This is a genomic window from Dethiosulfovibrio salsuginis (genome assembly GCF_900177735.1).
GTDB lineage: Bacteria > Synergistota > Synergistia > Synergistales > Dethiosulfovibrionaceae > Dethiosulfovibrio > Dethiosulfovibrio salsuginis.
The window spans coordinates 1-9,675 of record NZ_FXBB01000057.1 but is presented as its reverse complement, the minus strand read 5'-3'; the positions used below and the strand labels follow the sequence as shown (position 1 = coordinate 9,675).

13 protein-coding genes are annotated in these 9,675 nt (G+C 54.3%); 1 reads left to right on the top strand and 12 read right to left on the bottom strand.

The features are described from left to right. Positions 1–69: 69 nt before the first annotated feature. The gene (locus tag B9Y55_RS12735; RefSeq protein WP_085545348.1) at positions 70–567 is read left to right on the top strand and encodes a transposase; all 498 of its coding nucleotides are present in this window, start codon (positions 70–72) and stop codon (positions 565–567) included. Between the two features lie 306 nt (positions 568–873). On the opposite strand, the gene B9Y55_RS12730 is transcribed toward B9Y55_RS12735, so the two are convergent. The 12 genes from B9Y55_RS12730 to B9Y55_RS12675 all read right to left on the bottom strand — a co-directional run bounded on the left by B9Y55_RS12730 (position 874) and on the right by B9Y55_RS12675 (position 9,525). Next, a complete protein-coding gene (locus tag B9Y55_RS12730; protein ID WP_085545721.1) occupies positions 874–1,278 on the bottom strand; it encodes a hypothetical protein in 405 nt (134 codons plus the stop codon). Beyond that, positions 1,278–1,568 (bottom strand): hypothetical protein, encoded by a 291-nt coding sequence (locus B9Y55_RS12725; protein WP_085545720.1) that lies wholly within the window; start codon positions 1,566–1,568, stop codon positions 1,278–1,280. Before B9Y55_RS12725 ends, B9Y55_RS12730 begins: the two co-directional genes overlap by 1 nt. Before the next feature lie 4 nt (positions 1,569–1,572). Next, entirely contained in the window at positions 1,573–2,637 is a 1,065-nt protein-coding gene (locus B9Y55_RS12720; protein ID WP_085545719.1) for a major capsid protein, read from the bottom strand. A gap of 12 nt (positions 2,638–2,649) precedes the next feature. Then, positions 2,650–3,075 (bottom strand): hypothetical protein, encoded by a 426-nt coding sequence (locus B9Y55_RS12715; protein ID WP_085545718.1) that lies wholly within the window; start codon positions 3,073–3,075, stop codon positions 2,650–2,652. A 2-nt stretch (positions 3,076–3,077) separates the two neighbouring features. Continuing rightward, entirely contained in the window at positions 3,078–3,998 is a 921-nt protein-coding gene (locus B9Y55_RS12710; RefSeq protein WP_085545717.1) for a phage protease, read from the bottom strand. 62 nt (positions 3,999–4,060) lie between these two features. Then, a complete protein-coding gene (locus tag B9Y55_RS12705) occupies positions 4,061–4,444 on the bottom strand; it encodes a YjcQ family protein (RefSeq protein ID WP_159448358.1) in 384 nt (127 codons plus the stop codon). Then, positions 4,444–4,662: a hypothetical protein gene (locus tag B9Y55_RS12700; RefSeq protein WP_085545715.1), complete on the bottom strand. Its 219-nt coding sequence runs from the start codon at positions 4,660–4,662 to the stop codon at positions 4,444–4,446. The genes B9Y55_RS12705 and B9Y55_RS12700 overlap by 1 nt, the downstream gene beginning before the upstream one ends. Then, entirely contained in the window at positions 4,659–5,915 is a 1,257-nt protein-coding gene (locus B9Y55_RS13120) for a minor capsid protein (protein WP_143340953.1), read from the bottom strand. Before B9Y55_RS13120 ends, B9Y55_RS12700 begins: the two co-directional genes overlap by 4 nt. Continuing rightward, positions 5,849–7,084 (bottom strand): phage portal protein family protein, encoded by a 1,236-nt coding sequence (locus B9Y55_RS12690; protein ID WP_085545714.1) that lies wholly within the window; start codon positions 7,082–7,084, stop codon positions 5,849–5,851. The genes B9Y55_RS13120 and B9Y55_RS12690 overlap by 67 nt, the downstream gene beginning before the upstream one ends. Positions 7,085–7,099: 15 nt before the next feature. After that, a complete protein-coding gene (locus B9Y55_RS12685) occupies positions 7,100–8,386 on the bottom strand; it encodes a PBSX family phage terminase large subunit (RefSeq protein ID WP_085545713.1) in 1,287 nt (428 codons plus the stop codon). After that, on the bottom strand, positions 8,361–8,903 hold the full coding sequence (locus B9Y55_RS12680; protein WP_200806688.1) for a terminase small subunit: 543 nt from the start codon (positions 8,901–8,903) through the stop codon (positions 8,361–8,363). Before B9Y55_RS12680 ends, B9Y55_RS12685 begins: the two co-directional genes overlap by 26 nt. 133 nt (positions 8,904–9,036) lie before the next feature. Further along, on the bottom strand, positions 9,037–9,525 hold the full coding sequence (locus B9Y55_RS12675) for a hypothetical protein (RefSeq protein ID WP_143340952.1): 489 nt from the start codon (positions 9,523–9,525) through the stop codon (positions 9,037–9,039). Positions 9,526–9,675: the final 150 nt, after the last annotated feature.

The window sequence follows — 9,675 nt, the reverse complement described above, 5'->3', positions numbered from 1 at the left end:
CACTATGTGTCAGGATATATGTCGCGTCTCCCTGAGGTGGTAGAGTAATAGATCAAGGGGGTGCGATAGATGATACGCTACAGCCAGGAGTTTAAAGAATCGGCAATTCGGAAGATATTGCCTCCGGAGAACAGGTCGATATCGGAACTCTCAGAAGAGACGGGAGTAACGAAAACCACGCTCCGCAAATGGAAAAAAGAGGCCCAAGTCGTAGGAGCAGCAGCCCCGTGTAACGAAGCGCAGATAAGTCGCTGGAATGGGGAGGATAGGCTCCAGATCGTATTGGAGACATACGGTCTCAACGAGTCTGAGCGTAGCGAATATTGTCGTTCTAAAGGCCTATACCCGGAGGACATCAAGGCATGGCGTAACGCCTGTATCAAGGCCGCGGTAGGACAGGCGATTGGTTACGATAAAAGCCAACAAGAGGCCGGTGTATCGAAGAAAAAGTACCAGGAGCTTGAAAAGGAGCTCCGTCGCAAGGAAAAGGCTTTGGCAGAAGCGGCAGCCCTTCTGGTATTCAGAAAAAAAGCCCAGGCGATCTGGGGGGACGAAGAGGAAGAATGATCAGGGCCTCGGATCGCCGTAAAGCAGTTGAGCTGATCAAAGAAGCCCATACCAACGGAGCTCGTCTCTTCAGGGCCTGTCAGGTTTTAGAAATCAACATCAGGACCTATCAGCGTTGGACCCTAGGAGGCGATGTAAAAGAAGACGGGCGTCCTGGTGCCGATCGACCATCTCCGAGCAACCGATTGAAGCCAGCGGAAAGCACTATGTGTCTTGACAGCCATCGGAAGCCATTGAGGAAGACTTTCCCTGTCCCTATCAGAATATCGTTTACGTTCTTTACGTTTGCCATTCTTATTCTCCTTCCTACCTATCAATCGCCACGGAGAAAGTAACTATCCACAAGCCTTGTCTCTCCGGGTCTTCTTCCATTCCAACCATAGTCACGCTGGTGATCCTGTGCCCATGGGCTCCACGTCCTGCGGAAAAGTAAAGCTGAGTGCCAACCAAGTCGGCGAACTCCAGAGCGGTTCCCCTGGCGTCGTCGTCGAAAAGAGGCAGGACAAAGGCGACCAGGAACTCCGCAGTGCCTCTGCCCATGTTAACAGCGTACTTACAGCTAGATGCCGAGATCAGGGCACAGGGAGCCGTCGCCGCCCTGGCGTTGGACGTCACAAAAAGAGGGCTCCCGGTCTTGTCTTTGACAAAATCCGAAAGCCCCGGCACTGCCTCTATCCCTTGGGTAAGGTACTCCATCGCCCCAAAGATCATCACTTACCAGCTCTTTCTGCCTGGTTTATCATCGCCACAATTACCCTCATGCCTCGATCTGAGACGCCGAGGTAAGGTCTTGCAGGTATGTTCCTTCTAGGGTCTCCAAGGTACGGAGGGGTCTGAAAGGGGACCGGGAAACGCCCCGCCAGTTGAGCGTTTATGTAGTCCTCCGCCTTAACGGCATGACCCTCCAGAAAAGCGTCAAACCCTGTGCCAAAGCGTGTCTCCATCTGCTTGATGGAGGGGAGATACAGCTCCCCCCTGATATCCTCCGCCGTGCAGTACATCGCCCTAGCCGATAACCTTGACGACCATTATCCCTGTATCGCTGGTCAGGACCGGCAGAGGATGAGACTCAGCGAAGAGGCTCTTTGTCTTGCCATCAGGAGAGACTTTTATCTTGCTGTACAGCTCGACCATGGCCAGAGGATTTTCACCAAGGTCAAAGTCGCTGATAGCCCCGTAATGCATCTCCCACAGAGACGGATGGGTCAATATAACGCAGTCCTCGGGAATGTATGGCGTGGCTACTCCGGTCCCGTCGGCAGGGTAGGTAGCTGAATACTCCACCATCGTCCCCACCCCAGGAATCTGTGCGATCGGGGTCACCAGATCCTCCTTGTTACCCTGGCTGATCTGGAGCATCTGGACACCGGCACTCTTGAGCCAGCTCTTAACGTTGGGGTTCCCCCGGAAAGCATCGGCCGCTCCTCTTCCCGCAAGAATCACGGTTGGATTTACTCCATTTTGCTCAGCGAAGGTCCGCTGAAGCTGAGGGAACTGGACGATAGGATCGCCAGCACTGGACGAAGCATCCCATTTCTCCGATATAGAGAACTTGTTGCCTGCGGGAACTCCGAAATCGAGGGAGAAAGGCCGCCCATTGGAGTCTTCCATATACTCGATCTTGCCAGTCCCCAAGATCTGGGAGAACATCCATTCCACTCGCCTAGAGATAGCCCTCTTCAGGTTCTGCTGTTTCTTGGCGATCATGTCGTTGAAAGCTGCTACCACCCCATCGCTGTTCCCGGAGCCAACGGTAAGGGGAGACTGCCCAGCCATTCTCCGACCGGCCACCTCTGAAGCCTTGATCTTGTCCTCCAAAAAGATCTGAGGAGGAGTGACGGTGTAGGTCTTGTAGCCCTCGGCCAGATCGACCTTAGCCGCAGGATCGCCGTTGTGCCCCATCGGAGCCATATCACGCCTACCATGCTCGAGATCGAACATAGCGGCTTCCGTCGGGGCCTTAATGGAGGTCCCCTGCCCGAGCACCTTTGTAAGGTAGAGGTTCTCAGGCTTTATCCTGTTTATAGAGTGGGTCAATGTCGCTGGTGTGTAGAGATCAAGCGGATCCATCTGTCATGCCTCCTATCTTTTGACCGCTCTGGGAATGAGCCCAGATCCGGTAAGCAAATTCTCGACCTTTGCCCTAACCGTGGCATCGAGATCCTCGAAAGCGGTAGCCTCCAGGATGACCATATCCCTGGCGATCTCTCCCTTTAGGACCACCTGAGCGGTCTCTTCCGACGTGGCTTCAACGACGATATCCTCATCTAAAACCCCGAAGGTCTGTCCAGGGAAAGCCGCTACCGCGGTATCCAGGTTAGCCCCGGTCAAGAGAGCATACTTGCCGTCGCTCCCTCTGCAGACAAGAGTCCCTTTGGAGTAGGCGGCCTTCGTCGCCCCTCCGTTTTTGACGACCCTTACCGTCCTTATCGCCGCATCGAGCACCCCAACGACAAGAGACCTTATCTGTGGGGCCTCGCCAACAAGACCATATTTAGGAGCTCCCATAATTACTTACCTCCTTCATCGGGCCCATTCGCACAGGCCGCTATGTCGTCGCCTAGTTTTATAGCGTCGATTTGCTTCTCAGCCGTTGGGTCGCCTAAAGCCCTCAGGGACACTTTGGGAATAGCCTCAAAGATATCGCCGAGCAAGGTTTTGATATCCGTCTCCTTGGCGTCAGAGAGCTTGATAACCCCACCGCCATCAGCCAACAGGACCGGCTTTATCTTGTCCACAACGACCGGAGGAACCCCCTTAGCCGCCCAGTCATCGCAAAAGGCTTTGACCTCTGCCTCATGCCGCTCCCTCTTCAACTTCGTGGCTTCCTCGACAGCTCCATCGGCCAGCTTCTTAGCCTCTTCTGCCTTGTCAGCCAGCTCTTTTTTCTCCGACTCCAACGCCGCTATTTTTGCCTCTAGCTCCTTTAACTTCTCCGGGTCCATGTCCTTACCGCCTTTCTCTGATTCCTTGTCCTGGGTCCACGATCCGCTGTCGCTCAAAAAAAGGGGCTTCACTCCAGGGTGAGCCGGTTGGTTTACCAACGCAACGCCCAGGAGTGCAGCCCCTATCTTCTTGCCCGTAATCTTGTCCAGGTAATCCGGGCTGTACTCGGCACTCATATACCGATACCGCCCGTCCTTTATCTCTTTGGCCGCCTTGTCGTCCACCTCCATACGGAGATACAGACCATCCGCTTTTGCTACCGCCTCCTTTACTACCCCTGGGCTTGGGGCTCCATCTCCGTGGCCGATCTTGACCGGTGGAGGATATGATGGAGCCTTCCCCATGTTTGCCGCCAAGCCTGTCACCAGCTCCGGCGTTATGTTTATCTCCCCATACCTGTGGTCGTAGAATTTCCCTATCGGCAGGGCGTTGTACCATAGCTCCTCCGCAAGGGAAACCGCCTGTGTCGTTACCAGCTCTGGCATTTTCAAGACCTCCTTAGCCAAATAAAAAAAAGCCGCTCACTCAAAATGAGGGAGCAGCTCCTTTAAAATCCTGCGAGAACTTGGGTTATGTAACCGATAAGGACTTGGGAGGCAACGTTATCCACCAGCTTTTCTGCCACCTTGCGCACCTTATCATACCTACGGGAAGATCTCTCTATCTCGAAGAGCCCCTCGATGTACTCAATCCCCGTATTGGTTATCTTCACTTTAGAAGTTCGGACGACTACAGGGAAAGCTTCATCCCCGGCAAAAACCATAACGGCGTCCCTGATATACCCCTCATTGTCGAGTTTGCAGATCGCCACGTTAAAAAGCTGTGGGTCTATCCCGATAGAATCGGGACTAATGCTCTCCATCTTAGGCAGATCTTTTTGATACTCCGTGTATATCGCCACCAAGACAAGCTCTTTCGTTTCAAGCTTCATCATAGCTCACCCCCGATGGTTATCTCACGCCCATCTATTTGGACTATATCTTTCTCCGGAAGCTCCCGGAACTCTCCCGTCTCCAGCTTAACGTAAAAGGAAAGCTCCTCTTCAAAAAAAATCTCATCAAGGGAACAGCGCAAAACCTCCCCACTCGACAAGACTACTGTAACCATCTTATTCTCCCCTGGCATGCCAAACGCTGGCCCTATTTTCATGGTGAGTCTCCTTTCTTCTTCCTCATTTCACTGATGGGACGGGCAGGATAAGCATGAGCCCCAGTCTTAGAGGGGGTCAGGATGAGGACAGAGCTTTCAACATATTCCCTTGTTTCTGGGTTAAAATATTCTCCAACTGGAAAATCAAGGATAACCCTCCACTTTTCGCCTTGGCTTTTTGAGAGCCTCTGCCATTCCCCCTGTCTTTTATCAATTATATCCTGTAACTGTTCCATTGGAATAGCCAATAGACTAGGCTTTACCCCACGCTCTTCACTAATTTCTACGTATCTGTCATATTCATCCTTACCCCAAACGTGGCGGTTCTGCTTTTTCTGGTTTATCACCCACTCTGAACGTGACGACCTCTGCTTATCTCCACCCAGCACACTCCTAACCGCCTCCACGTCGATATCCCTTTGCGACGTATCAGGCAGAGAATCTATCCTGGGATCGTCCGGTATCCCTCCCGGAAACTCTATCGCTAATAAGGGTATGAGCACACTCCGGCAGTTCGGATGGAGCGGTGGGGTGTTGAAAGGGAGCCTGGGATCTCCTATCCGAAACATCAGCCCTTCCCTAGTCTGGCAGGACCCGGAGGTTCTATCGTCAAGGATCGCCGAGAACTCAAACCCGACTACCGCCTCAGAGTCTATGGCGGATCGGAGATGGCCCATAGAGTAGGCCCTCATGGCCTCGGTCCTGGCGATGCATTCTAGCCGGTGGCGGGCAAAACCTGATACCTCTCGGTTTATGCCCTTTAGCTCCTTTGTGGATCGCTTCAACGTAAGCCCCTCTCGCAAGGATCTGGATATAACGTCCCGAACCTGCTCCAGTACGGCAACCTCGTAAACCCTGGCGAGCTCAGGCACATAACGATCCAACCAGGATAAAGCCTCCGCAGGGAGTACAGCATTCCAATCGTCCGCAAGAAACACCTTCCTGGAAAGCTCCCGGACCAGCTGGCCACCTTGACGATATCCCAGCTCAACGGCATCACGGATGCCCTTCATGAAGGAGGTTTCCAGCTTCGGCCCCTCGCCTCCCATGGGGATGCTGCCATCTTGCCCCTCTCTAACCATCTTGTCGATCCACGGCTTAACATCCCGCCATACCGTGGCGGTGATGTGCTTCCATAGCCGGGCATGGGTCCGGCCTGTCCGCTTGACCCCTTTTACCCTTATTTCTAGGGTGTCGTTTTGCTCTCCTCGTTTCCAGCGGGCGAGTTGTTCCTTAAAAGTCTGGACCGCCATGAAATCGCCTCACCACCTTCCGGCTCTTCAGGGAACCCAAGACGCTCACGCATCCATTCGGCATCCCCTTCGTCGGGGAAGAGATACCCGGCGTTTACGCCGTTCAGGAACACCTCGGACATAATCTTCTTCTCCCCTGGCGTCCCTGAGTCCGACACGTCCAACTCGCCATAGCTTTCTTGAGGGCCGAAATTCCACTCGATAATCGGCCGCCAGAGCTGCTCTATCTCAGCCTCCGCAAGCTCGCGAGCAAGCCAGAGGCAAGCGTCGTTGAACATTCGCCAGTGGATCTCCCCAAGAGAGTAAGATCCTCCGCCCTCTCCGCCTTCCAGGAGGGACGGAAGGAACATCGCCCTGTAGAGCATCTTGTTACAAAAAGCGATGGCCTGTTCATAGCCCGTCCCCATAGCCACCCCTGTATTTGAGGCTCCGTTGATGGTGGATATATCGTCGTCTACCCCTATGGCAAAGTGAGCCTTTGCGTAGGCCCCACTGAGGACCTTGTCCATCTGCTCCGTGTCGTCCGATTTCCCCACAAGGGCGGGCATTCCAAATCGCTCAAGGGCCACAGCCCAAAACTTTGGCACAGCCTTCTTGAAGGCATACCATCGCCAGCATCGCCGAAGCCGAGATCTTCCGTAAGGATTACTCCCGGTCCCATGGCGGTAGACCATGCACTTCTCCACCGGGATATCCATATCCTTACCACCTGCGGACTGGCGCACTTTAGAGATCTCAACGGCGTTATCCTCGCCTCTGCCGAAGATAAACTTTATGCTCATAGGATCGTATGTCTGGAGGGATGAAAGCACCCAAGCCCCATCCATCTCAAAAAGAGAAAACTCGGATACGCCGAATCCGTATCCGAGTCCGTTCTCTAAAAGACTTCGCCTGGCTTCCTCCAACGTCCCCCTCAGAGCCATCTGGCAGCTGTCCACCAGGTCTTTTATTTTCTCATCCGGGTGAGTATAGCCCCTGATCTTGCCGACGATGGAATAACACAGATACTCCATGCCGGTCCCTATAGTCTCATCGTTAAGCATCTCCTTATACCGAGATGCCTGGACGTCTGGGTTGGCCACAGGCTGATCCATAGAGCTCATAAGCTGCATGGCCAAGTCGGAATACCCAAACCCAAAGACCTTAGACTTCTCCTTTACCTCTGCCAAAAAGACACCTCCTTTCTACCCAAAAAGGCCTGGGGCTATTCGAGAACCACCGGAGCGAGGCTTACCCTTACCCCTTCTCCTCCGCAGATCCTCAACGCTATACCTTAAAGCCGCCATAGCGTCGTCGAAGAACTCCACCGGCTCGTCGGTATAGAGCCCGGTTCTTCCGTCCTTCCTCCATCGCCACGCCTGGATCTCCTTCAAGGTCCAGCGACAATCGGGATGTATATGGATCTTCAGCCCCTTCAGGTAATCGATCTGCGCCCTGACGCTCCCAGGCTCCTTCTTTACGGCCATAGCCTTATACCCTGCCTTATGCCACATCTTTATCCTGTCAGGCTCTGCGGAGTCGCACCACATGCGGAGGCTTTTGCTGAGCCCCTTCTTTTGGGCTATCTCTATGATCTCCGTAGTGTCGTGCTCGTAGACGTAGATCTCGTCGCAGATATAGAGCTCGCCGTCCTTGAACCCCACCGTCAGGATCGCATTGGCATGGTTGAAGCCGAAGTCCTGGGAGTGGACCATAAAGTCGAAACGCCCCTGGTCTCGGCAGAACTCCTCCACTAGGTAATGGGTGAGGATCAGGCCCCCGGTCTCGCCCCACTCACCCAGCCCATACACCCGATAGCCGTCGGGGTCTTGGACCTGACGGAGCTCCATTCGGCGGTGATACGCCTCATCGATGAATCGGTTGTCCAGATAGGTCGAATGGTGGGTGAAAATGTCCGGTGAGGTGATGTCGAAGTATTTCCGCTTGATCCAGTGGGAGGCACTCACCGGGTTAAAGGTGAAGGTGATCTGATAGTAGAGATTCGGGTTATCCAGGAGACCCCTTAGACGGTCGTCCAGGATGTCCACGTCCGACTCCTCCAGTTCCGTAGCCTCCTCGATCCAGATCCAAGTGAGCTTGCCGGTTGGAAAGGTGATGGACTTGACCTTCTCCCTCTGCCTGGCGTCGTTCATACCCCGGAAAATGACCCGACTTCCGGTGATCCGGCAGGTCATCTGGAGAGGGTTCGTGGTGGTGTCCCAGATCAGGTCTGCTTTATCTCCACAGGTGCGAGAGATTGCCCCGAGAAGCTCGGCATAGGTGGAGTCTTTGTTGGACCCCTCCACCTTCCTTACGACCAGCAGGTTCGCCCCCTTGTAACGAGGGTCCATTAGCTTTAAAACGTAGTCCTGAGCGATATTGACGGATTTCCCTGATCCAGCGGAGCCCTTCAGTACCCGATATCGCCTCCGGCAGTGGTTTACCTCCCGGAAAACCGAGTTAAATTCAATCGTTACCCTTTTCATCGCCATAGCTTACACGGACCTCCAACCCCCCTTCCACGTCCATCTTGGACCGTTCCACGAACATCCCCAGGTGCTTGCCGATGAGCTCAAGGGCCCTGACCTTGTCATGGATTTTGAGCTTGAGAGATCCGCCGTTTTGGCTTGTCGTCTCCGACACCTCCGCAACCATAGCCGCCTGGTCGGGCGTCAGCTCGGAACTCGGCCTCAGGCGTACACCGCCAGGTCCCCACTCCATAACGTCACGAGGGTTGCCAAAGGCTATTCGGGCCAGTTCAGCCACAACCTGATCCTGCGTCACCTCAACCCGCTCCCGACGGTCCGCCATAGCCTCTTGGATAGCCGCCTGGACGTGAGGCAGCGTCAGCAGGTTCGACCCCACCTTGCGGGCACTCTTAGAGGCATACCCTGCCCGGATAGCCGCCGCCGTGGCGTTCAGGTCTATCAAATACTCCTCCACGAAGGCAGCCTGTTTCGCTGTGAGTTTCTTCTTTGCCACGGCGGTCACCTCCTTATAAAAAAACAAGGCCCCAGCACACGCCAGGGCCTCTATCGAGTAAGTCGGGCCTGCACTCCCGAGCTGACTTTCACGTTATCATCATACGCCGATATTATGCAATATCAACGCTTCTAGAGAGTAAGTATGAAGCGTTATATAGTCACCATTTCATGGCGGCCTGAAACCCGCTGAGGGCGTCACGAGCTATCCTCCTCGGTATCTCCTTACGTTTACGAGATACCGTGTTCGGAGATAGCCCCACCCGGCGGGATACTTTCTGGAGGGAAGAGGCGTCGCTTATCCTGGACTCTCCACGAACAAAGCGGCAATGGAGACAAAACACCTTCCAGTCCTCGGCGAAGAACTCCTTTATCGCCCTGGCTGCCTCGGTGATGGACTCCCAACCGGCAGCGTCGATAAGCCGGTGGATCTCATCCAGTTTGATAACCTCCGAGAGTATCCTGTCGGTGTATAGATCTGCCCGAACCCGGACACCCAGATCATCAGGAGAAGAGCGAAGCATCTCCAGCCACTCATCGTCGGTCGGAGGAGGTACAACCCCCAGCAAGACATCAGCCGACCGAGGATGTCTCTGGATCAACAGCTCGATTATTTTAGTCAGCCGTTCTACCTGTCCCATACTGGTCATCTCCTCCTCACAGATAATGCCGCCGCTCGATCATCCCCGATCGCACGGCGGCTTTCACTATTCCCCTTCCACCCAGCCCCGCATACGCTCCAACTTTCTCGCCTTCTCCCTCTCCACGAGGGTATCCCCAACCACGTGCCTAAGCTGAGC

What these genes read in the sequence shown, in the direction of transcription:
- B9Y55_RS12710 (WP_085545717.1), bottom strand. Translation starts at nt 3,998, where the DNA reads ATGCCAGAGCTGGTAACGACACAGGCGGTTTCCCTTGCGGAGGAGCTA.
- B9Y55_RS12705 (WP_159448358.1), bottom strand. Translation starts at nt 4,444, where the DNA reads ATGAAGCTTGAAACGAAAGAGCTTGTCTTGGTGGCGATATACACGGAG.
- B9Y55_RS12735 (WP_085545348.1), top strand. Translation starts at nt 70, where the DNA reads ATGATACGCTACAGCCAGGAGTTTAAAGAATCGGCAATTCGGAAGATA.
- B9Y55_RS12715 (WP_085545718.1), bottom strand. Translation starts at nt 3,075, where the DNA reads ATGGGAGCTCCTAAATATGGTCTTGTTGGCGAGGCCCCACAGATAAGG.
- B9Y55_RS13120 (WP_143340953.1), bottom strand. Translation starts at nt 5,915, where the DNA reads ATGGCGGTCCAGACTTTTAAGGAACAACTCGCCCGCTGGAAACGAGGA.
- B9Y55_RS12725 (WP_085545720.1), bottom strand. Translation starts at nt 1,568, where the DNA reads ATGTACTGCACGGCGGAGGATATCAGGGGGGAGCTGTATCTCCCCTCC.
- B9Y55_RS12685 (WP_085545713.1), bottom strand. Translation starts at nt 8,386, where the DNA reads ATGGCGATGAAAAGGGTAACGATTGAATTTAACTCGGTTTTCCGGGAG.
- B9Y55_RS12730 (WP_085545721.1), bottom strand. Translation starts at nt 1,278, where the DNA reads ATGATCTTTGGGGCGATGGAGTACCTTACCCAAGGGATAGAGGCAGTG.
- B9Y55_RS12700 (WP_085545715.1), bottom strand. Translation starts at nt 4,662, where the DNA reads ATGAAAATAGGGCCAGCGTTTGGCATGCCAGGGGAGAATAAGATGGTT.
- B9Y55_RS12720 (WP_085545719.1), bottom strand. Translation starts at nt 2,637, where the DNA reads ATGGATCCGCTTGATCTCTACACACCAGCGACATTGACCCACTCTATA.
- B9Y55_RS12675 (WP_143340952.1), bottom strand. Translation starts at nt 9,525, where the DNA reads ATGACCAGTATGGGACAGGTAGAACGGCTGACTAAAATAATCGAGCTG.